The sequence below is a fragment of the Pseudomonas sp. ADPe genome, from assembly GCF_014843515.1.
Taxonomy (GTDB): domain Bacteria; phylum Pseudomonadota; class Gammaproteobacteria; order Pseudomonadales; family Pseudomonadaceae; genus Pseudomonas; species Pseudomonas citronellolis.
Genome location: NZ_CP062122.1, coordinates 2,349,692 through 2,369,595, shown reverse-complemented (window position 1 = coordinate 2,369,595; position 19,904 = coordinate 2,349,692). Strand labels below are relative to the sequence as shown.

Annotated in this window: 19 protein-coding genes and 1 pseudogene; 5 read left to right on the top strand and 15 right to left on the bottom strand. The window is 68.2% G+C overall.

From position 1 onward, the window contains the following. The first annotated feature begins 14 nt into the window (after positions 1-14). Together IG194_RS10845 and IG194_RS10840 are read left to right on the top strand one after the other, a co-directional pair. A complete protein-coding gene (locus IG194_RS10845) occupies positions 15-3,158 on the top strand; it encodes an efflux RND transporter permease subunit (RefSeq protein WP_043315852.1) in 3,144 nt (1,047 codons plus the stop codon). Position 3,159: 1 nt separating this feature from the next. Further along, complete coding sequence (locus tag IG194_RS10840; protein WP_043315850.1) at positions 3,160-4,608, top strand: AdeC/AdeK/OprM family multidrug efflux complex outer membrane factor; 1,449 nt, start codon at positions 3,160-3,162, stop codon at positions 4,606-4,608. A gap of 265 nt (positions 4,609-4,873) precedes the next feature. Here the strand turns inward: IG194_RS10840 and IG194_RS10835 are convergent, their stop codons facing one another. The 13 genes and pseudogenes from IG194_RS10835 to ubiE all read right to left on the bottom strand — a co-directional run bounded on the left by IG194_RS10835 (position 4,874) and on the right by ubiE (position 15,289). Continuing rightward, a complete protein-coding gene (locus IG194_RS10835) occupies positions 4,874-5,302 on the bottom strand; it encodes a UPF0158 family protein (protein ID WP_009615389.1) in 429 nt (142 codons plus the stop codon). 68 nt (positions 5,303-5,370) lie between these two features. Further along, positions 5,371-6,945, bottom strand: a complete 1,575-nt coding sequence (locus IG194_RS10830; RefSeq protein WP_058487687.1) for a methyl-accepting chemotaxis protein — start codon at positions 6,943-6,945, stop codon at positions 5,371-5,373. Between the two features lie 219 nt (positions 6,946-7,164). Further along, on the bottom strand, positions 7,165-7,869 hold the full coding sequence (locus IG194_RS33295) for a methyl-accepting chemotaxis protein (RefSeq protein WP_412536070.1): 705 nt from the start codon (positions 7,867-7,869) through the stop codon (positions 7,165-7,167). Between the two features lie 201 nt (positions 7,870-8,070). Continuing rightward, a pseudogene (locus IG194_RS33290) lies at positions 8,071-8,916 on the bottom strand (methyl-accepting chemotaxis protein); the annotation flags it as partial. Positions 8,917-9,236: 320 nt separating this feature from the next. Then, positions 9,237-9,944 (bottom strand): 16S rRNA (uracil(1498)-N(3))-methyltransferase, encoded by a 708-nt coding sequence (locus tag IG194_RS10820; protein ID WP_058487685.1) that lies wholly within the window; start codon positions 9,942-9,944, stop codon positions 9,237-9,239. Continuing rightward, on the bottom strand, positions 9,941-10,741 hold the full coding sequence (gene tatC, locus IG194_RS10815) for a twin-arginine translocase subunit TatC (protein WP_009615398.1): 801 nt from the start codon (positions 10,739-10,741) through the stop codon (positions 9,941-9,943). The genes IG194_RS10820 and tatC overlap by 4 nt, the downstream gene beginning before the upstream one ends. Beyond that, the gene (tatB, locus tag IG194_RS10810) at positions 10,738-11,184 is read right to left on the bottom strand and encodes a Sec-independent protein translocase protein TatB (RefSeq protein ID WP_058487684.1); all 447 of its coding nucleotides are present in this window, start codon (positions 11,182-11,184) and stop codon (positions 10,738-10,740) included. The genes tatC and tatB overlap by 4 nt, the downstream gene beginning before the upstream one ends. 13 nt (positions 11,185-11,197) lie before the next feature. After that, positions 11,198-11,443, bottom strand: coding sequence for a twin-arginine translocase TatA/TatE family subunit (locus IG194_RS10805; RefSeq protein WP_009615402.1), 246 nt, complete (start codon positions 11,441-11,443; stop codon positions 11,198-11,200). Between the two features lie 25 nt (positions 11,444-11,468). Then, the gene (locus IG194_RS10800; protein ID WP_009615404.1) at positions 11,469-11,807 is read right to left on the bottom strand and encodes a phosphoribosyl-ATP diphosphatase; all 339 of its coding nucleotides are present in this window, start codon (positions 11,805-11,807) and stop codon (positions 11,469-11,471) included. Beyond that, positions 11,800-12,204, bottom strand: coding sequence for a phosphoribosyl-AMP cyclohydrolase (gene hisI / locus IG194_RS10795; RefSeq protein WP_058487683.1), 405 nt, complete (start codon positions 12,202-12,204; stop codon positions 11,800-11,802). Before hisI ends, IG194_RS10800 begins: the two co-directional genes overlap by 8 nt. An 82-nt stretch (positions 12,205-12,286) precedes the next feature. Continuing rightward, positions 12,287-13,885 carry a ubiquinone biosynthesis regulatory protein kinase UbiB gene (gene ubiB / locus IG194_RS10790; RefSeq protein ID WP_058487682.1) on the bottom strand — a complete coding sequence of 533 codons (1,599 nt, stop codon included), beginning with the start codon at positions 13,883-13,885 and terminating at the stop codon, positions 12,287-12,289. Then, positions 13,882-14,505: an SCP2 domain-containing protein gene (locus IG194_RS10785; protein ID WP_058487681.1), complete on the bottom strand. Its 624-nt coding sequence runs from the start codon at positions 14,503-14,505 to the stop codon at positions 13,882-13,884. The genes ubiB and IG194_RS10785 overlap by 4 nt, the downstream gene beginning before the upstream one ends. Position 14,506: 1 nt before the next feature. Continuing rightward, positions 14,507-15,289, bottom strand: coding sequence for a bifunctional demethylmenaquinone methyltransferase/2-methoxy-6-polyprenyl-1,4-benzoquinol methylase UbiE (gene ubiE, locus IG194_RS10780; RefSeq protein ID WP_058487680.1), 783 nt, complete (start codon positions 15,287-15,289; stop codon positions 14,507-14,509). Positions 15,290-15,419: 130 nt separating this feature from the next. On the opposite strand from ubiE, the gene IG194_RS10775 reads away from it, so the two are divergent. From IG194_RS10775 to IG194_RS10765, 3 genes are all read left to right on the top strand, one after another. Then, positions 15,420-15,695: a polyhydroxyalkanoic acid system family protein gene (locus IG194_RS10775; protein WP_009615409.1), complete on the top strand. Its 276-nt coding sequence runs from the start codon at positions 15,420-15,422 to the stop codon at positions 15,693-15,695. Between the two features lie 129 nt (positions 15,696-15,824). After that, on the top strand, positions 15,825-16,247 hold the full coding sequence (locus IG194_RS10770; RefSeq protein ID WP_009615411.1) for a phasin family protein: 423 nt from the start codon (positions 15,825-15,827) through the stop codon (positions 16,245-16,247). A gap of 10 nt (positions 16,248-16,257) precedes the next feature. Next, a complete protein-coding gene (locus IG194_RS10765) occupies positions 16,258-17,145 on the top strand; it encodes a phasin family protein (protein ID WP_058487679.1) in 888 nt (295 codons plus the stop codon). 50 nt (positions 17,146-17,195) lie between these two features. Here the strand turns inward: IG194_RS10765 and IG194_RS10760 are convergent, their stop codons facing one another. Further along, entirely contained in the window at positions 17,196-17,810 is a 615-nt protein-coding gene (locus IG194_RS10760; RefSeq protein WP_043269446.1) for a TetR/AcrR family transcriptional regulator, read from the bottom strand. 275 nt (positions 17,811-18,085) lie between these two features. Continuing rightward, positions 18,086-19,768, bottom strand: coding sequence for a class II poly(R)-hydroxyalkanoic acid synthase (gene phaC / locus IG194_RS10755; protein WP_058487678.1), 1,683 nt, complete (start codon positions 19,766-19,768; stop codon positions 18,086-18,088). Positions 19,769-19,904 lie beyond the last annotated feature (136 nt).

Here is a 19,904-nt window from a genome sequence, read left to right as displayed (position 1 = left end):
CAAGGGGTTTCGCAATGTCGAAGTTTTTCATTGACCGGCCTATCTTCGCCTGGGTTATAGCCCTGGTGATCATGCTGGCGGGCGGGTTGTCGATCCTCTCGCTGCCGGTGAACCAGTACCCGGCCATCGCCCCGCCGGCGATCGCCATCCAGGTCAGCTACCCGGGTGCCTCCGCGGAAACCGTGCAGGACACGGTGGTCCAGGTGATCGAGCAGCAGATGAACGGTCTCGACCATCTGCGCTACATCTCCTCGGAGAGCAACGCCGACGGCAGCATGACCATCACCGTGACCTTCGACCAGGGCACCAGCCCGGACATCGCCCAGGTCCAGGTGCAGAACAAGCTGCAGCTGGCCACGCCGCTGCTGCCGCAGGAAGTGCAGCAGCAGGGCATCCGCGTGACCAAGGCGGTGAAGAACTTCCTGATGGTCGTCGGCATCGTCTCCGAAGACGGCAGCCTGACCAAGGAAGACCTGTCGAACTACATCGTCTCCAACATCCAGGACCCGCTGTCGCGTACCGCTGGCGTGGGCGACTTCCAGGTGTTCGGTTCGCAGTACGCCATGCGCATCTGGCTGGACCCGGCCAAGCTCAACAGCTACCAGCTGACGCCCAACGACATCGTCACCGCGGTGCAGGCGCAGAACGTGCAGATCTCCTCCGGCCAACTGGGCGGCCTGCCCGCCTTGCCGGGGCAGCAGCTCAACGCGACCATCATCGGCAAGACCCGCCTGCAGACTGCCGAGCAGTTCGGCGACATCCTGCTCAAGGTCAACACCGACGGCTCCCAGGTGCGCCTGAAGGACGTCGCCCAGGTGGGCCTCGGCGGCCAGGACTACAGCATCAACGCGCAGTTCAACGGCAAGCCGGCCTCGGGTATCGCCATCAAGCTGGCCACCGGCGCCAACGCGCTGGACACCGCCAAGGCGATCCGCGCCACCATCGGCCGCCTGCAGGAGTTCATGCCCGAGGGCATGAAGGTGGTCTACCCGTACGACACCACCCCGGTGGTCTCCGCTTCCATCCATGAAGTGGTCAAGACCCTCGGCGAGGCGATCCTCCTCGTGTTCCTGGTGATGTACCTGTTCCTGCAGAACTTCCGCGCCACCCTGATCCCGACCATCGCCGTGCCGGTGGTGCTGCTGGGCACCTTCGGCGTGCTGGCGGCGTTCGGCTTCTCGATCAACACCCTGACCATGTTCGGCATGGTGCTGGCCATCGGCCTGTTGGTGGACGACGCCATCGTGGTGGTGGAGAACGTCGAGCGGGTGATGGCCGAGGAAGGCCTGCCGCCCAAGGAAGCGGCGCGCAAGTCCATGGGCCAGATCCAGGGCGCGCTGGTGGGCATCGCCATGGTGCTCTCGGCGGTGTTCCTGCCGATGGCCTTCTTCGGCGGTTCCACCGGGGTGATCTACCGGCAGTTCTCCATCACCATCGTCTCGGCCATGGCCCTGTCGGTGCTGGTGGCGCTGATCCTCACCCCGGCGCTGTGCGCCACCATGCTCAAGCCCATCGAGAAGGGCGACCACGGCGAACACAAGCGCGGCTTCTTCGGCTGGTTCAACCGCAAGTTCATCGACACCACCCACGGCTACGAGCGTGGCGTGACCTCGATCCTCAAGCACCGCTCGCCGTACCTGCTGCTGTACGTGGTCATCGTCATCGGCATGGCCTGGCTGTTCACCCGCATCCCCACCTCCTTCCTCCCCGACGAGGACCAGGGCGTGCTCTTCGCCCAGGTGCAGACGCCGCCGGGCTCCACCGCCGAGCGCACGCAGAAGGTGGTCGACCACATGCGCGAGTACCTGCTGGACAAGGAAGGCCAGGCGGTCAGCTCGGTGTTCACCGTGACCGGCTTCAACTTCGCCGGCCGCGGCCAGAGCTCGGGCATGGCCTTCATCATGATGAAGCCCTGGGAAGAGCGCCCCGGCTCGGAGAACAGCGTGTTCGCCGTGGCCCAGCGCGCCCAGCAGTACTTCTTCAGCATCAAGGACGCGATGGTCTTCGCCTTCGCCCCGCCGGCGGTGCTGGAGCTGGGCAACGCCACCGGCTTCGACATCTACCTGCAGGACCAGGCGGGAGTCGGCCACGACGCGCTGATGCAGGCGCGCAACCAGTTCCTCCAGCTCGCCGCGCAGAACCCCGTGCTGCAGCGCGTGCGCCCCAACGGCTTGAACGACGAGCCGCAGTACCAGCTGCTGATCGACGACGAGAAGGCCAGTGCGCTGGGCATTTCGCTGGCGGACATCAACAGCACCATCTCCATCGCCTGGGGTTCGAAGTACATCAACGACTTCATCGACCGCGGCCGGGTGAAGAAGGTGTACGCCCAGGGCGAACCCGGTGCGCGCATGAGCCCGGAAGACCTGGCCAAGTGGTACGTGCGCAATAGCAGCGGCGAGATGGTGCCCTTCACCGCCTTCGCCACCGGCAAGTGGGCCTACGGCTCGCCGAAGCTGGCGCGCTACAACGGCGTGCCGGCCATGGAAATCCTCGGTGAGCCGGCCCCGGGCCGCAGTACCGGCGAGGCCATGGCGGCGGTGGAAGAGATCGTCCAGCAACTGCCCAAGGGCATCGGCTACTCCTGGACCGGCCTGTCCTACGAGGAACGCCTGGCCGGCTCGCAGACCACCTCGCTGTTCGTGCTCTCGGCCATCGTGGTGTTCCTCTGCCTGGCGGCGCTGTACGAGAGCTGGTCGATCCCGTTCTCGGTGATGCTGGTGGTGCCCCTGGGGATCATCGGTGCGCTGCTGGCCACCTCGATGCGCGGGCTGTCCAACGACGTGTTCTTCAAGGTCGGCCTGCTCACCACCATCGGCCTGTCGGCGAAGAACGCCATCCTCATCGTGGAGTTCGCCAAGGAACTGCACGAGCGCGAGGGCAAGCACATCGTCGACGCGGCCATCGAGGCCTGCCGCATGCGTCTGCGCCCGATCGTCATGACCTCGCTGGCGTTCATCCTCGGCGTGGTGCCGCTGGCGATTTCCAGCGGCGCCGGCTCCGGCAGCCAGCACGCCATCGGTACCGGCGTGATCGGCGGCATGGTCACCGCGACCGTGCTGGCGATCTTCTGGGTGCCGTTGTTCTACGTGGTGGTCAGCACCCTGTTCAAGGACAAGGCGTCCAAGGAACAGGCGACCACCGAGAAGGGGCATTGATATGAGAAAGTCCTTACTCAGCCTGGCCCTGGCGACCGCCGCGCTGTCCGGCTGTTCGCTGATCCCGGACTACCAGCGCCCCGAGGCGCCGGTAGCCCAGGCCTACCCCCAGGGCCCGGCCTATGCCGGCGCCCAGGGCGGCGGCGCGACCGCCGCCGCCGACCTCGACTGGCAGAGCTTCTTCAGTGACCCGCAGCTGCGCCGCCTGGTCGAAGTGGCCCTGGACAACAACCGCGACCTGCGCGTCGCCGCGCTGAACGTCGAGGCCTACCAGGCGCAGTACCGCATCCAGCGCGCCGAGCTGTTCCCGGCGGTGAGCGCCGACGTGAGCGGTTCGCGCCAGCGCCTGCCGGAGCGGGTGTCGACCACCGGCAACGACATGATCAGCAGCCAGTACGGCGCCACCCTGGGCGTCACCGCCTGGGAAGTGGACCTGTTCGGCCGCCTGCGCAGCCTGCGCGATGAGGCCCTCGAGCAGTACCTGGCGACCGAAGAGGCGCGCCGCAGCACCCAGACCGCGCTGGTGGCCAACGTCGCCAACGCCTACCTGACGCTGCGCGCCGACCAGGCCCAGCTGCAGCTGACCCGCGACACCCTGGCCACCTACCAGAAGACCTACGACCTGACCAAGCGCAGCAACGAGGTCGGCGTCGCCTCGGCCCTGGACCTGCGCCAGGCGCAGACCTCGGTGGAGAGCGCGCGGGCGACCCTGGCGCAGTACACCCGCCTGGTGGCCCAGGACCAGAACGCCCTGACCCTGCTGCTGGGTTCCGGCGTGCCGGCCGACCTGCCGCAAGGCATGGACCTGGAGCAGCAGGTGCTGGCCCAGGTGCCGGCGGGCCTGCCCTCGGACCTGCTGCAGCGGCGCCCGGACGTGCTGGAAGCCGAGCACCAGCTCAAGGCGGCCAACGCCAACATAGGCGCGGCGCGCGCGGCCTTCTTCCCGAGCATCAGCCTGACCGCCAACGCCGGCAGCCTGAGCCCGGACCTGTCCGGCCTGTTCGACGCGGGTTCCGGCACCTGGCTGTTCAAGCCGTCCATCAGCCTGCCGATCTTCAACGCCGGCAGCCTGAAGGCCAGCCTGGACCTGGCCAAGGTGCAGAAGAACATCTACGTCGCGCAGTACGAGAAGGCCATCCAGACCGCCTTCTCGGAAGTCGCCGACGGCCTGGCCGCACGGGGCACCTACGGCGAGCAGCTGACCGCCCAGCGCGCCCTGGTCAAGGCCAGCGAGGACTACTACCGCCTGGCCGAGAAGCGCTACCGCACCGGCGTGGACAACTACCTGACCCTGCTCGACGCCCAGCGCTCGCTGTTCAGCGCCCAGCAGCAGCTGATCACCGACCGCCTGAACCAGCTCACCAGCGAGGTGAACCTGTACAAGGCGCTCGGCGGCGGCTGGCAGGAAAGCACCGCGCAGAAGCAGTCCAAGGCGCAGCCCAAGGGTTGAGGCCATGGCCCACGAAAACGCCGCCCCTCGGGGCGGCGTTTTCGTTTGTGGAGCCCAGCGAACTGTCTCGCAGGTCGTGCCGAGGTGCTCTTCGTAGGAGCGGGCCCTACCCGCGATTCGCGCGCAGGGCGCGCTCCTACAGGGGAATGGCGCGGGAGAGCTCATCCGCGAATCGCGCCGATAGTTCTGGCTATCGCGGACAAGGTCCGCTCCTACGAAGAGCGTCCCTGCACGGTTGGCGTACAACCGCGAACGGTTGTACGCCCTACAACGCGGCGCCTTGCCCCGCCGGGCGGATGTCGTGGTCGGCCAGCCAGTCCAGGGCGCATTCGCGTAGGCGTTCGGCCTGGTAGTCGTACCAGGCCTGGAGCAGGTCCGGGTAGCCCATGAGCACATGGCGGAAGGCCTTGAACGGCTTGCGGCCTTCCAGGGCCGAGGCCATGGCGGCGTAGGCGTGGGGTTCGCCGACTTCGCGGAGGAAGTCGCGCATCAGTTCCAGGGATTCGCGGCTGCTCAGCGGCTCGATCGGCAGCAGGCGCTCCGGGTCCTGCTCCAGCAGGAGCAGCAGGTCCGGGTCGGGGGAGTCGCTCAGCAGCGGCACCACCTGGCCGCTGCCCAGGTCCAGGTAGTGCTCTATGTCGCTGGTGTCGAGGGCGACGGCGAGTTCGTCGAGGTCGATGGTCAGCGGGCGCATGGTCACTCTCCGGTTGGGCGAGAGCCCAGCCTATCCCATGCGCGGCCTTCCTGTCCGCTGCAATCCTGTTACAGGCGGAAGCGCCCGACCTGGCCCTGCAGGTCGCTGCCCAGGCGCGCCAGTTCGTTGCTCGAGGCGGCGGTCTGCTGGCTGGCGGCGGCCGATTGCTCGGCGATGTCGCGGACCTGGCCGACGCTGCGGCTGATCTCGGCGGCGACGCTGCTCTGCTGTTCGGCGGCGGAGGCGATCTGCAGGTTCATGTCCTGGATCTGCGCCACGCTGTGGGCGATGGCGGCCAGCGCGTCGCCGGCGCGGCGCGTCAGCTCGACCGAGTCGCCGGTCAGCTCGCGGCTGTCGTCCATGCACTGCGCGGCGTCCTCGGCGCCGCGCTGCAGGGCGGCGATCAGCGCCTCGATCTCGGCGGTGGACTGCTGGGTGCGCTGAGCCAGCGCGCGCACTTCGTCGGCGACCACCGCGAAGCCGCGCCCGGCCTCGCCAGCGCGGGCGGCTTCGATGGCGGCGTTGAGGGCCAGCAGGTTGGTCTGCTCGGCCACCGACTTGATCACGTCGAGCACGCTGCCGATCTTCCCGCTGTCGCCGCGCAGGCGCGCCATGGCCTGGGTGGAGCGTTCCACCTCGGCGGCCAACTGGTCGATGCGGGCGATGGCCTGGCCGACCACCTGCTCGCCGTCGCGGGCCTGGGCGTCGGCCTGGCGGGCGGCGCCGGAAGCCTGCTCGGCGTTGCGCGCCACTTCCTGCACGGTGGCGGCCATTTCCTCGATGGCGCTGGCCACCTGCTCGGTTTCCAGGCGCTGGCTGTCGACGCCGGCGCGGGTCTGCTCGGTGACCGCCGACAGCTCGTCGGCGGCGGTGGCCAACTGGCCGACGCTGCCGCCGATGTGGCCGATCAGCTCGCCCAGGCTGTCGCGCATGCGCAGCATGGTGCGCTGCAACTGGCCCAACTCGTCGCGGCGCTGCAGGTGCAGGTCGCCGCCCAGGTCGCGGGACAGATCGCCCTGGGCGATGTGTTCGGCCAGTTCGAGGGATTCGTGCAGCGGGCGGACGATCTGGCGGTTGATCGCCCACACCGAGAGGGCGCCGAAGAGCAGCGCGAACAGGGCAGTCAGCGCCTGGTGCCATTGCGCTTGGCTGGCCGCCGCGTCGCGCTGCTGCAGCCCTTCTTCGAACAGGGCGCCGCTGGCACGGAACAGGGCTTCGGCACGGCTGTCGAGGCCGGGGTTGGCCTGGCTGCGCTGTTGTGCGTCGGCGCGCAGCAGGTCGTCGGCGGCCTGGGCGTAGTCGGCAAGGGCCTGGCGCAGGGCGTCGAGGCGGGGCCCGGCGAGGCCGTCGCGGGCCAGGCGCTCACTGCCGGCCTGCAGTTCGCCCAGTTCCGAGCGCAGGCGCTGGGCCTGTTCCGCGCTGCCTTCGAGCTGGTAGCGCAGGCGCGCCAGTTCCGCCTGGCGGGCGCCGCCGTCGAGCTGGCCGATGTGCGTCAGGCGTTCGCTGTAGGCGCCCTGTTCGTTCAGGCCCTGGATGCCGCCGAGCAGCACCAGCAGGGTCAGCAGCAGGCAGATGCCGAAGCCCACGGTGAGCTTGAGGCTGACGTTCATGCGGCCGAGCTGAAGGACCAGCCAATCGTACATGTCGAATACTCCAGGCAGACGAGGCCGCGGGACGGGCCCGAAGCCGGAAATGCAGGCTGTTTTGTCGTTCTTCTTGTCGTGCAGGCGAGGGACTTTTTCGGGACGCATCTGTGTGCGTCACAGCTTATCGGCGATGCTGTCTGAAACTTCAGTGCCAGATTGGTAATTTTTCTTACGTCGGCAAAGGCCCGCCAGGACGGCGGGCCGGAGGGGGAGGGCTCAGAGGCGGAAGCGGCCGACCAGGCCCTGCAGCTCGGTGCCCAGGCGCGCCAGCTCGACGCTGGAGGCGGCGGTCTCCTCGCTGGCGGCGGCGGTCTGCTCGGAGATGTCGCGCACGCTGAGCACGCTGCGGTTGATCTCCTCGGCCACCGCGCTCTGCTGTTCGGCGGCGGCGGCGATCTGCTGGTTCATCGACTGGATGCCGGAGACGGTGCGGGTGATGGCCTCCAGCCGCTCGCCGGCGCGGCGCGCCAGTTCCAGGGTGTTGTCGGTGAGCGCGCGGCTGCTCTCCATGCGCTGCACGGCCTGCTGGGTGCCGCTGTGCAGGCCGGCGATCAGTTCCTCGATCTCTTCGGTGGACTGCTGGGTGCGCCGGGCCAGGGCGCGCACTTCGTCGGCGACCACGGCGAAGCCGCGCCCGGCGTCGCCGGCGCGGGCCGCCTCGATGGCGGCGTTGAGGGCCAGCAGGTTGGTCTGCTCGGCCACCGCCTTGATCACGTCGAGCACGCTGCCGATCTTCTCGCTCTCGCGCTTGAGCTGCTGCACCGCCTCGTTGGAGCGGCCCACCTCGCCGGCCAGGCGGTCCATCTGCCCGACCGCCTCGCTGACCGCCTGGGCGCCGGCGCCGGCCTCGCGGTCCGCAGCGCTGGCGGCTTCCGAGGCTTCCTCGGCGTTGCGCGCCACTTCCAGCACGGTAGTGGCCATCTCGGTCATGGCCGTGGCCACCTGATCGGTCTCGCTCTTCTGGTTGTTCACCCCGGCGCTGGTCTGCTCGGTGACCGCCGAGAGTTCCTCGGCGGCGCTGGCGATCTGGGTGACGCCGTCGTGGATGCGGCCGATCAGCTCGCGCAGCGACTGGTTCATGCGCTGCATGCTGGCCTGCAGCTGGCCCAGTTCGTCGCGGCGTTCGACGCGCAGTTCCTGGCTGAGGTCGCCGTCGGCGATGCGCGCAGCGGCGGCCAGCGACTGGCGCAGCGGCAGGACGATCTGCCGGGTGATCAGCCAGGCCGCCAGTACGCCCAGCACCAGGACCAGCAGCGAGGCCAGGGCCAGCAACTGCTTGGCGTGGCTGGCGTCTTCATTGCGCTTGGCGGTCTGGCCGTCGCTCAGTTCAACGCTGAGTTTTTCGATCAGCAGGCCGCTGTCGCGCATCTGGTCGCGCGCCTGCTGGCTGTTGTTGACTTCGTTGCGGTAGCGGTCCAGCGCCTTGCGGTAGTCGCGCAGGGCGTTCACCACGGCCTGGTAGTTGGCCTGCTGCTCCGGCACGGCGGCCTGGGCGCGTTGTTCCACGGTGGCGGTGACCTGCTCCAGGGCGCTGATCGCGCCCTGTTCGAGGCTGGGGTCTTCGTTGGCGGTGTAGCTGAGCACCTGGAAGCGGGCGTCCATCAGCTGGCGGCCCAGCTCGGAGACGTCGGCGATGGCCTTGAGGGAGTCGACGCTGCCGCTCTCCACCAGGTGCTGCTCCACCAGCTCCAGCCCCTGCGTGACCACCGAGGCCTTGCGGATCAGCGTCTTGCGCGCGCTGTCGCGGCTGTCGAAGGACTTCCGCAGGCCCTTGAACAGGGTGCGGTACTGGCTGGTGAGCTGGCGTTGCCGCTCGACCTTCTCCAGGTCCGAGGGCACGACGAGCAACTGGCCGACGCGCTGTTGCTGCCGGTCCAGCTCGTTGATGCTCTGTTCCACCAGCTTGGCGTCTTCCGCGGTGCGGCTGGACTGGTATTTCAGGCGGGTGGTGCGCAGGTCCTTGGTCATGGCGAGCAGCTTGGAGATTTCGCCGATCTTGTCGCCCCGGGATATCAGGCTGTTCAGGTTGAGCGCGCCGGTCAGCGCGATGAGCAGGGTGAGCAGCAGCACCAGGCCGAAGCCGATGGCGAGTTTCCAGTTGACCGTGAGATTGCTGAACCAGCGGGACATGAACGCGGCGCTCCAGGGGACGATGGGGCTGCGGCTGCCACGGGGGCGGCCGCCGATTGACCAATGCCTGTCATATCGGCGAGGCGACACGAATCTGAAATTTCTTTAGTAAATTTCTGACTGACGATTCCCGGTGGAGGCTGCCGGGAGGGTTCGGGTCAGAACAGCCGGGCCAGCAGGGCGGTGACCGCGGTTTCCACGCGCAGGATGCGCTCGCCGAGTTGCACCGGGGCCAGCCCGGCTTCGCGCAGCTTCTCGACTTCGTAGGGAATCCAGCCGCCCTCGGGGCCGATGGCCAGGGTCACGGCCTGCTCGACCGCGCGCGGGCACTCCGGCCAGGGCCCGGGGTGGCCGATCAGCCCCAGGCTGCCGGCGGCCAGGGCCGGCAGGCGGTCTTCGACGAAGGGCTTGAAGCGCTTTTCGATGGTCACTTCCGGCAGCACGGTGTCGCGGGCCTGCTCCAGGCCCAGGACCAGCTGTTCGCGGATGGCCGCGGGTTCCAGGAAGGGCGTCTGCCAGAAGCTCTTCTCCACCCGGTAGCTGTTCAGCAGCACCAGGCGCGGTACGCCCATGGCGGCCACGGTCTGCAGCACGCGGCGGAGCATCTTCGGCCGCGGCAGGGCCAGCAGCAGGGTCAGCGGCAGCTTGGCCGGCGGCGCCTGGGTGAAGCTCACCTGCAGCTGCGCCTCGTCGCGGGAAAGGCTCAGCAGGCGGCCTTCGCCCATCAGCCCGCCCAGGCGGCCGACGCGCAGGCTGTCGCCGCTTTCGGCGCGGTGCACTTCGTGCAGGTGGGTGAGGCGGCGGTCGCGCAGCAATACGCGGTCCGCCGCGACGAAGTCGGCGTCGTCGAGCAGCAGCAGGTTCACGGGCGCGTCGCTGGCGGCTGGTCGCCTTTCTCTTCGGGCTGCTCATCCTCGTCGCGGTTGCGCTTGCGGATCAGCCGGCTGAACAGCACGCCGGCCTCGAACAGCATCCACATGGGCACCGCCAGCAGCGTCTGCGACATCGGGTCCGGCGGGGTGAGGACCATGCCGACCACGAAGCAGCCGATGATGACGTAGGGGCGGATCTTCTTCAGGTAGGCCACGTCGACCACCCCGATCCACACCAGCAGCACCGTGGCCACGGGGATTTCGAAGGCCACGCCGAAGGCGAACAGCAGGGTGAGGAAGTCCAGGTAGCTGTTGATGTCGGTCATCGGCGTCACCCCTTCCGGGGCCTGGCCGAGGAAGAAGTGGAACATCAACGGGAACACCAGGAAGTAGGCGAAGGCCATGCCGGTGTAGAACAGCACCACGCTGGAGGCCAGCAGCGGCAGGGCCACGCGCTTCTCGTGCTTGTACAGGCCGGGGGCGATGAAGCCCCAGATCTGCGCCAGGATCACCGGCATGGCCAGCAGCACGGCGACGATCATGGTCAGCTTCAGCGGCGCGAGGAAGGCCGAGGCCGGGTCGATGGCGATCATGGTCGCGCCTTCCGGGAGGAAGCGGCGCAGCGGCGCGGAGGCCAGGGCGTAGATCTTCTGCGAGAAGTACAGCAGGCCGATGAAGATCACGAAGATCGCCACCACGCAGCGCAGCAGGCGCGTGCGCAGCTCGGTCAGGTGCGAGACCAGGGGCATTTCCTGGTCGTTTTCGGGCTGTTCGGGTTTTTCGTCGCTCATGGGGTACGCGGCGTCTCGGACGGAGGGGCGGCGGCCGGCGCGGCCGGGGCCTCGGGCGCTGCTGGCGCGGCGGGTGCCTCGGGGGCGGCCGGGATACCGACGCCGGGCATGTTGGCCAGGCGGCTGTTCGGGGCGATGGTCGGCGGCGCCGTGGGCTCGGCCTGCGCGGCGCTATCGGCCGGCGGCTGCTGGCCGGTGAGCGGCGCCATCAGCTTCTGCGCTTCACGCTCCATCTGCAGGATGTGCTCGTTATGCAGTTGCCGGCGGATCTCGTCGGCGCCCAGCTCGCGCTCCACTTCCTGCTTGATGGCGTTGAAGCTGCGTTTCAGTCGGCCGATCCACAGGCCCGCGGTGCGCGCGGCGCCGGGCAGGCGCTCGGGGCCGAGCACCAGCAGGGCGACCAGGCCCACCAGCAGCAGTTCGCTGAAGCTGATTCCGAACATGGCGTTCTTCCCATCAGTCCTTGCGCTGCGGCTCTTCGACCTTCTGTGCCTGGGCGTCGATGGTGTGTGGCTGGTTCAGCGGCGGGTTGGCCGGCGGCTGCTGCTGGGGCTTCTCGTCCTCTTCGGTGTTCATCGCCTTGCGGAAGCCCTTGACCGCTTCGCCGACGTCCGAGCCCAGGGTCTTCAGGCGCTTGGTGCCGAACACCAGCACCACCACGATCAGGATGACGACCCAGTGTTTCCAGTCAAAGATGCCCATCTTGTTCTCCTCGAAGTAATCGGGTTCAGGCCGACGGCTGGCGCGCAGCTTTCTCGTCGTGGCCGGAGAGGCCGAAACGGCGTTCCAGCTCGTCCAGTACCGCCTGGGGATGCTGGCCGAGGGCGGCGAGCATGACCAGGGAATGGAACCAGAGGTCGGCGGTTTCGTAGATCAGGTCCGTGCAGTCGCCGCTCTGCGCGGCGTCCTTGGCGGCGAGGATGGTTTCCACCGATTCCTCTCCGACCTTTTCCAGGATCTTGTTCAGTCCCTTGTGGTACAGGCTGGCCACGTAGGAGCTTTCGGGGGCGGCGTTCTTGCGCCCCTCCAGCACCTCGGCCAGGCGCGCGAGGGTGTTGTCACTCATGGCTGTGCCCCGGCTTGTCGTAGATGGCGTGCGGGTCCTTGAGCACCGGATCGACGACCTTCCAGCCGCCGTCCTGGTAGACCCGGTAGAAGCAGCTTTCGCGGCCGGTGTGGCAGGCGATGCCGCCGACCTGCTCGACCATCAGGATGACGACGTCGGCGTCGCAGTCCAGGCGCAGTTCGTGCAGCTTCTGCACGTGGCCGGATTCCTCGCCCTTGCGCCAGAGCTTGCCGCGCGAGCGCGACCAGTAGATGGCGCGGCCCTCGGCGGCGGTCAGGGCCAGGGACTCGCGGTTCATCCAGGCCATCATCAGCACGCGGCCCGTTTTGTGGTCCTGGGCGATCGCCGGCACCAGGCCGTCGGCGTTCCAGTGAATTTCGTCCAGCCAGTCTTTCATCTTCGCTTCCGTACAGCGGGCGTTCTCACGCCCCGCGGCAGTTTCATCAACGACCAAGTGTGCCAGCAGTGGCGACGACTGGCTATCGGCGCAGAATCAGATACAGACCGCCGGCCAGCATGGCCCAGGCCGGCCAGGCCTCGATACTGTGGGTGGCCAGGCCGATCTGGGTGGCGCCGGCCACCAGCACTGCGCCGATCAGTCGCGGCACCCAGGCCCCGGCCAGGGGCTGGGCGCCGGTCGCTTGCGGCGCCTGGGGCTGCGCCAGGCGCTCCAGGGTGTCGCGGGTCATCTGCGCCAGGTGCGGCAGCTGCTCGACGTGCTGCTGGGCGTTGCGCAGCAGCTGGGCGGGGCTCATGCGCTCGCGCATCCAGCGTTCCAGGTAGGGCTGGGCGGTGCTCCACAGGTCCAGCTCGGGGTAGAGCTGGCGGCCCAGGCCCTCGATGTTCAGCAGAGTCTTCTGCAGCAGCACCAGCTGCGGCTGCACTTCCATGTTGAAGCGCCGCGCGGTCTGGAACAGGCGCAGCAGCACCTGGCCGAAGGAAATGTCCTTGAGCGGCTTCTCGAAGATCGGCTCGCACACCGTGCGGATCGCCGCCTCGAAGTCGTTGACGCGGGTTTCCGCCGGCACCCAGCCGGAGTCGATGTGCAACTGGGCGACCTTGCGGTAGTCGCGCTTGAAGAAGGCGATCAGGTTGCGCGCCAGGTAGTCCTGGTCCTCGTCGGTGAGGCTGCCGACGATGCCGCAGTCCACCGCGATGTACTGCGGGCTCCAGGGCGTGCGGGTGCTGACGAAGATGTTGCCCGGGTGCATGTCGGCGTGGAAGAAGCTGTCGCGGAACACCTGGGTGAAGAAGATCTCCACGCCGCGCTCGGCCAGGGCCTTGAAGTCGGTGCGCTGGTCGCGCAGGGTGTCCAGGTCGGTGACCGGGATGCCGTAGATGCGCTCCATCACCAGCACCTTGGGCCGGCACCAGTCCCAGTACACCTGGGGCACGTAGAGCAGCGGCGAGCCGTCGAAGTTGCGCCGCAGCTGGCTGGAGTTGGCCGCCTCGCGCAGCAGGTCGAGTTCGTCGTAGATGGTCTTCTCGTAGTCGCTGACCACCTCCACCGGGTGCAGGCGGCGGGCGTCGGCGGAGACGCGCTCGGCCAGGCGGGCGAGGATGAACAGCCAGGACATGTCGGCGCGGATCACGGGCTTGAGGCCCGGGCGGATCACCTTGACCACCACTTCCTCGCCGCTTTTCAGCTGCGCAGCGTGGACCTGAGCCACCGAGGCCGAGGCCAGCGGCTCGCGCTCGAAGCGGGCAAAGACCTGCTCGACCTTCGCCCCCAGCTGTTCCTCGATCAGCGCCACCGAGGCTTCCGGCGGGAACGGCGGGACCTTGTCCTGCAGGCGCGCCAGCTCGTTGGCGATGTCGTCGGGCAAGAGGTCGCGGCGGGTGGAGAGGATCTGCCCGAACTTGATGAAGATCGGCCCCAGGCCTTCCAGGGCCAGGCGGATGCGCTCGCCGCGGCTCAGTTCCAGCTTGCGCCGCGGCAGCCAGCGCCAGGGCAGCAGGCCGCCGAGCAGGCGCAGGTACCAGGGCAGCATCGGCAGTTCGAGGATGAGGTCGTCGAGGCGGTAGCGGATCACCACGCTCTGGATGCGCAGCAGGCGGCGGAAGGCGAGCAGCTTCATGCGTCGGGTTTCAGCTTCTTGGACAGGCGCGCCAGGCGCGCGTCGAGGCGATCGAGGGCGATCTTCAACTGGTCGAGTTCGGCGAAGCGCGCTTCGGCCTCGTTGCGCCCGACCAGGGTGCGGCTTTCCTCGGCGAGGTAGTCGGCCAGGCTCAGGCGCAGGCTTTCCAGGCTGTCGCCGGCCCAGCGCGCGCCGCCGCGCAGGCGGCTGCCGAGCAGTTGCGCGGGCAACGGGCCGAGCCAGCGCTGCACTTCGTATTCCCAGTCCAGCTCCAGGCTCTGGAGGATGTCGGCCAGCTCCAGGAGCAGGGCGCTATCGCCGCCCATCTCCACTTCCGGGCTGTGCAGCACGCTGGTCTTGTCGGCCGCCAGGGCCAGCTGCAGCAGGCGCCCGGCCGGGGCGCGCAGGGTGCAGTCGACCGCGGCCTCGTGATGCGCGGCCAGGTGCAGGCCGTCGGCGTCGGGGAGGATGAACAGGCGCAGCGGCGGCGCCTGGCAATCCACCTCCAGGACCCGCCCGGCGAGCCGGGCGAGACGCTGCAGGGCCACGCCGTCCAGGCGCAGCACGCGGTTCACGCCGGCTTCGGCGCTGGCCAGCAGCGCCTGGGTCAGGAGCGCCATCTCAGGGCTTGATGCCGCGGTGCAGGGCGACCACGCCGCCGGTCATGTTGTGGTAGGTGACGCGGTCGAAACCGGCCTCGACCATCATCGACTTCAGGGTTTCCTGGTCCGGGTGCATGCGGATCGACTCGGCCAGGTAGCGGTAGCTGTCGGCGTCGTTGGTGACCAGCTTGCCCATCAGCGGCAGCAGGGTGAAGGAATAGGCGTCGTAGGCCTTGGACAGTAGGCTGCTGGTGGGCTTGGAGAATTCCAGCACCAGCAGGCGCCCGCCCGGCTTGAGCACCCGCAGCATGGAGCGGATGGCGGCGTCCTTGTGGGTGACGTTGCGCAGGCCGAAGGCGATGCTCACGCAGTCGAAGTGGTTGTCCGGGAAGGGCAGCTTCTCGGCGTCGGCCTGGACGAAGCTGACGTTGCCGGCCACGCCGCTGTCCAGCAGCTTGTCGCGGCCGACCTTGAGCATGGAGGCGTTGATGTCCGCCAGCACCACCTCGCCGGTGGGGCCGACCAGGCGCGAGAACTGGCGGGTCAGATCGCCCGTGCCGCCGGCGATGTCGAGCACGCGGTTGCCGGCGCGCACGCCGGACAGCTCGATGGTGAAGCGCTTCCACAGGCGGTGGATGCCACCGGACATCAGGTCGTTCATCAGGTCGTACTTGGCGGCGACCGAGTGGAACACCTCGGCGACCTTCTCGGCCTTCTCGCTCTCGCGCACGGTCTTGTAGCCGAAGTGCGTGGTGGGGTCGGCGGGGCCCTGGTCCCCGGCGGGTTTGCGCGGCTCGCTCATGGCGTTTCTACCCTGGAAGTCAGTGGCGGGCATTCTAACAGGATGTGGGAAAAACGCCGCCCCGTGGCGCGGGGTGCGGCGAAACGTCGTGCGGCGTATCATCCACCGGTCTGTCATTCCGGAGTCGCCCATGTCCCGCATCCATGTCGAACGTCCCCATTGCCTCGGCCGCGAAGCCGCCCGCGAGAAGGCCCAGAAGCTGGCCGAGAAGCTCGCCCGCGAGCACGGCGTGAGCTACGAGTGGCAGGGCGACGTGCTGACCTTCAAGCGCAGTGGCGTGGACGGGCGCATCGAGGTGGGCGAGGACCGCGTGGCGGTGGAGGTCAAGCTGGGCCTGCTGCTGTCGGCCATGGGCGGGATGCTCAAGGGCGAGATCGAGCGCGCGCTGGACAAGGCGCTGGCCTGAGGCCGAGCACCTTGTCCGGCGCTCCGCGCCGGCTGGTATGTGTTTTCTAATTTTCCCCGATACCTTGCACTCAAGCTCGCAACGCTGCGGGCCTCTACGGACCCCCGAGAACAGTGTGAGGAAACCACCATGGCCAAGGTCGCCAGCAAGAAGAAAGTCGAGAAAGCCGTCAGCGAATCGTCCCTGATCACCGACGTCAAGCACTACGCCCGCCAGATCTGGCTGGCCGGCCTGGGCGCCTATGCGCGCGTCGGCGCCGAAGGCACCGAGTACTTCAAGTCGCTGGTGAAGGAAGGCGAAGGCCTGGAAACCAAGGGCCGCCAGCTGGTGACCGAGCAGGTCGAATCGGCCAACGACAGCGTCAAGAGCAGCGTCTGGCTGGTGAAGGACAAGTTCGAGGTGCAGCTGGACAAGGTCGAGAAGGCTTTCGACAGCCGCGTGGCCTCCGCGCTGAACCGCATGGGCATTCCGTCGCGGCAGGATGTCGAGGCGCTCTCTGCTAAGCTTGACGAGCTGAGCGCGGTGCTCGAGCGTGTCGCGAAAACTCATTGAGGAGAGCGGGATGGCTGGCAAGAAAACTACCGATAAAAAAGAGTCCAGTTGGGTCGGCGAGATCGAGAAATACTCGCGGCAAATCTGGTTGGCTGGTCTGGGGGCCTACTCGAAGGTCAGCAAGGACGGCAGCAAGCTGTTCGAGACCCTGGTCAAGGATGGCGAGAAGGCCGAGAAGCAGGCCCGGACCGAAGTCGATAAATCCGTCGGCGCGGTGAAGTCCACCGCCCGTTCGGCGCGTTCCAAGGTCGACGAAGTGAAGGACCGCGCCCTAGGCAAGTGGGGTGAGCTGGAAGAGGCGTTCGACAAGCGCCTGAACAGCGCCATCTCGCGCCTGGGCGTGCCGAGCCGCAACGAGGTGAAGGACCTGCATGCGAAGGTCGAGACCCTGACCAGGCAGATCGAGAAACTCACCGGCGTCAGCGTCAAGTCGGTGGCCAAGCCCGCCGCCAAGGCCGCTGCGAAACCTGCGGCCAAGGCTGCAGCGAAGCCCGCGGCCAAGCCGGCCGCCAAGACCGCGGCGGCCAAGCCTGCTGCCAAGCCTGCTGCCAAGGCTGCTGCGAAACCGGCTGCGGCCAAGGCCGCGGTGAAGCCTGCAGCCAAGCCGGCCGCCAAGCCTGCTGCTGCGAAGGCCGCGGTGAAACCGGCCGCCAAACCGGCTGCCGCCAAGTCTGCGGCGAAACCGGCTGCTGCGAAACCGGCAGCCAAGCCTGCCGCTGCCAAGCCTGCCGCAGCGAAGAAGCCGGCGGTGAAGAAGCCTGCGGCGCCCAAGGCGGCCAAGCCTGCTGCAGCGGCCACGCCGGCCGTGGCTCCGGCTCCGGCGGCCACCCCGGCGCCGGCTGCGGCAGCTCCGGTCGCTCCGGTAGCGGCTCCGGCCACGCCGCCGACCCAGGCCTGACGCGTTACCTGTGGTACCCGACGCCCGGCCTCGTGCCGGGCGTCTTCATTTCAGGCGTTCAGGTAGCGCTGCGCCAGGCGCTCGGCGGCGAGCCGCGAGTCGCCGCGCAGGTGCGGCGCCACCAGCATCATCACCTGGTAGACCACCAGGCGTATCTCGCCTTCGCGGCCGAGGATGCGTTGGTAATCCAGGGAGAACAGCAGGGTCAGGGTGATCTGCTCCACCAGTTGGCCGAGGGCGTCGGTGTCGCTGGTCAGCTCGCCGTCGGCCTTGAGCCGGGCGAGCAGGGCGGCCAGGGTGCGCTTGAGCGCATTGAGCCAGCTGCGCATGCCGCGGGCCAGCTTGGGCAGGCGCCCGGCCAGGTTGGAGAGGTCCTGGAAGAGGAAGCGGTAGTGCGCCAGGCGCTCGACGATCAGGTGCAGGAACAGCCAGTAGTCCTCGGCGCCCAGGCGCGCATCGGCGGGCGGGTCGAGCAGCGGCTGCAACTCCTCCTCGAAACGGGCGAACAGGCCCAGCACCAGCGGTTCCTTGCCGTGGAAGTGGTAGTACAGGTTGCCGGGGCTGATACCCAGCTCGGTGGCGATCTCCAGGGTGGAGACGTTGGGTTCGCCCTGCTCGTTGAACAACAGCAGGGCGCATTCGAGGATGCGGTCGCGGGTTTTCATCCGTGTGCTGGTTCCGGCTTCGGGAGGCTCGACGATAGCCGGGGCGGGGCGCGCCGGCCAGTCCCTCGAAAGCGTGAGGGGATGGGTTTTCTGCGACCGTGCTGCCCTGAAGTCGTAGGGCGCATAACCGTTCGCGGTTATCCGCCGATGCGCCGGGGCCACAGCCAACGCCCAGGTCAACCCCGGAGCCGCCGGAAACCAAGGCCAAACGGCGGATAACGCCGTAGGCGTTATGCGCCCTACGTCAGACCTGTCCGGTACAGCTCCATCGAGACTCACCGCTCGTGCACGTAAGTCCCCGGCGCCGCTTCCATCGGCGGGTGCTCGGCGTTGCCCAGTTCGAAGCTCACCGGCCGGCGTTCGCCCGAGCGCTCCTGGATCCACGCCAGCCACACCGGCCACCAGCTGCCTTCCTGGCGCTGGGTGTCGTAGTACCAGGCGCGCGGGTCGGAGGCGAGCTTGCCGTTCTCGAAGTAGCAGGCCTTGGGGTTGCCCGGCGGGTTGAGGATGCTCTGGATGTGCCCGCTGTTGGACAGCACGAAGCGGCTGTCGCCGCCCAGCAGCAGGGCCGAGCGGTAGACCGCGTCCCAGGGGGTGATGTGGTCGGTGATGCCGGCGACGTGGAAGTTGTCCACCGCCACCTTCTTCAGGTCGATGGGCGTGCCGCAGATTTCCATGGCGCCGGGGCGGGCCAGCGGGTTGTGCTTGAAGAAGTCGAGGAAATCGCCGTGCAGCGCCGCCGGCAGGCGGGTGTTGTCGTTGTTCCAGTAGAGGATGTCGAAGGCCGGCGGCAGCTTGCCCAGCAGGTAGTTGTTGACCCAGTAGTTCCACACCAGGTCGTTGGGGCGCATCCAGGCGAACACCTTGGCCATGTCCTTGCCCTCCAGCACGCCGTGCTGGTAGGAGCGGCGCTTGGTGCTTTCCAGCGTCTGCTCGTCGGCGAACAGCGCCGCCGGGGTTTCCACCTGGCTGTCCAGCAGGCTCACCAGATAGGTGGCGCTGGCGATCTTGCGCAACTGCCGGCGCGCCTGCAGGTGGCCCTGCAGCGCGGCGATGGTCAGGCCGCCGGAGCAGGCGCCCATCAGGTTGACGCTGCGGCTGCCGCTGATCGAGCGGACCACCTCGATGGCCTCGTCCAGGGCCTTCACGTAGGTCGACAGGCCCCACTCGCGGTGGCGCGCATCGGGGTTGCGCCAACTGACCATGAACAGCTGCAGGTTGTTCTTCAGGGCGTACTGGACGAAGCTCTTTTCCGGGCTCAGGTCGAAGATGTAGTACTTGTTGATCTGCGGCGGGACGATCAGCAGCGGCTTGGCGTGCAGGTGCTCGCCCAGGGGCTTGTACTGGATGAGTTCGAGCATCTCGCTGCGGAACACCACGGCGCCCGGGGTGGTGGCCAGGTTGCGGCCGACCTCGAAGGCGTGCTTGTTGACCTGGCTGGGCATGCCGCCGTTGTGCAGCAGGTCGTCGAGCATCTGGCGGCCGCCCTTGAGCAGGCTCTGGCCGCCGGTGTTGAACAGTTCTTTCACCGCCAGCGGGTTGATCAGGCTGTTGGTCGGCGCCATGGCGTCGGCGAACAGCGACAGCAGGAAGCGCGCGCGGGCGCGGTCGTCGCCGTCCAGGTCGCTCTCGTCGATCCACGCCAGCAGTTGCTGCTGCCAGGCCAGGTAGGCCTGCAGGGTGCGCCGGTAGAAGGGGTTGAGGCGCCAGGACGGGTCCTGGAAGCGGCTGTCCTGGGGGTTGGGCTGCAACGGCGAGTCACCCAGCAGCACGTGGCCCATCTGCTTGCCGAAGGCCGCCAGGTGGCGGGCGCTGTGCAGCGGCCGGCGCACGCCCTGGACGGCGAGCTGGCGCAGGGTGGACAGCATGTCCTTGCCGCGCAGGCCGACCATGGCGCTCTGGGCGTTCATGAAGTCGGCGGGGGCCGGCAGCCTGCCGGTGCTGGAGTTCTCTCGCATGTGCAGCTCTCCCTGGGAAAAGAACCGTCGTCAGTCGGGCGCAGCAAGGCCCGTACCAGAATCGGCGCAGGTGCATTCCTGACGCACGCAAGGGCTGAAGCATAGGCACGAATCGGCGCGCCTGCCGGTCACCGAC

Coding starts and splice junctions, on each gene's coding strand:
- IG194_RS10845 (WP_043315852.1), top strand. CDS start 15: ATGTCGAAGTTTTTCATTGACCGGCCTATCTTCGCCTGGGTTATAGCC.
- IG194_RS10840 (WP_043315850.1), top strand. CDS start 3,160: ATGAGAAAGTCCTTACTCAGCCTGGCCCTGGCGACCGCCGCGCTGTCC.
- IG194_RS10835 (WP_009615389.1), bottom strand. CDS start 5,302: ATGCGCCCGCTGACCATCGACCTCGACGAACTCGCCGTCGCCCTCGAC.
- IG194_RS10830 (WP_058487687.1), bottom strand. CDS start 6,945: ATGTACGATTGGCTGGTCCTTCAGCTCGGCCGCATGAACGTCAGCCTC.
- IG194_RS33295 (WP_412536070.1), bottom strand. CDS start 7,869: ATGGCCACTACCGTGCTGGAAGTGGCGCGCAACGCCGAGGAAGCCTCG.
- tatC (WP_009615398.1), bottom strand. CDS start 10,741: ATGAGCGACGAAAAACCCGAACAGCCCGAAAACGACCAGGAAATGCCC.
- tatB (WP_058487684.1), bottom strand. CDS start 11,184: ATGTTCGGAATCAGCTTCAGCGAACTGCTGCTGGTGGGCCTGGTCGCC.
- IG194_RS10805 (WP_009615402.1), bottom strand. CDS start 11,443: ATGGGCATCTTTGACTGGAAACACTGGGTCGTCATCCTGATCGTGGTG.
- IG194_RS10800 (WP_009615404.1), bottom strand. CDS start 11,807: ATGAGTGACAACACCCTCGCGCGCCTGGCCGAGGTGCTGGAGGGGCGC.
- hisI (WP_058487683.1), bottom strand. CDS start 12,204: ATGAAAGACTGGCTGGACGAAATTCACTGGAACGCCGACGGCCTGGTG.
- ubiB (WP_058487682.1), bottom strand. CDS start 13,885: ATGAAGCTGCTCGCCTTCCGCCGCCTGCTGCGCATCCAGAGCGTGGTG.
- IG194_RS10785 (WP_058487681.1), bottom strand. CDS start 14,505: ATGGCGCTCCTGACCCAGGCGCTGCTGGCCAGCGCCGAAGCCGGCGTG.
- ubiE (WP_058487680.1), bottom strand. CDS start 15,289: ATGAGCGAGCCGCGCAAACCCGCCGGGGACCAGGGCCCCGCCGACCCC.
- IG194_RS10775 (WP_009615409.1), top strand. CDS start 15,420: ATGTCCCGCATCCATGTCGAACGTCCCCATTGCCTCGGCCGCGAAGCC.
- IG194_RS10770 (WP_009615411.1), top strand. CDS start 15,825: ATGGCCAAGGTCGCCAGCAAGAAGAAAGTCGAGAAAGCCGTCAGCGAA.
- IG194_RS10765 (WP_058487679.1), top strand. CDS start 16,258: ATGGCTGGCAAGAAAACTACCGATAAAAAAGAGTCCAGTTGGGTCGGC.
- IG194_RS10760 (WP_043269446.1), bottom strand. CDS start 17,810: ATGAAAACCCGCGACCGCATCCTCGAATGCGCCCTGCTGTTGTTCAAC.
- phaC (WP_058487678.1), bottom strand. CDS start 19,768: ATGCGAGAGAACTCCAGCACCGGCAGGCTGCCGGCCCCCGCCGACTTC.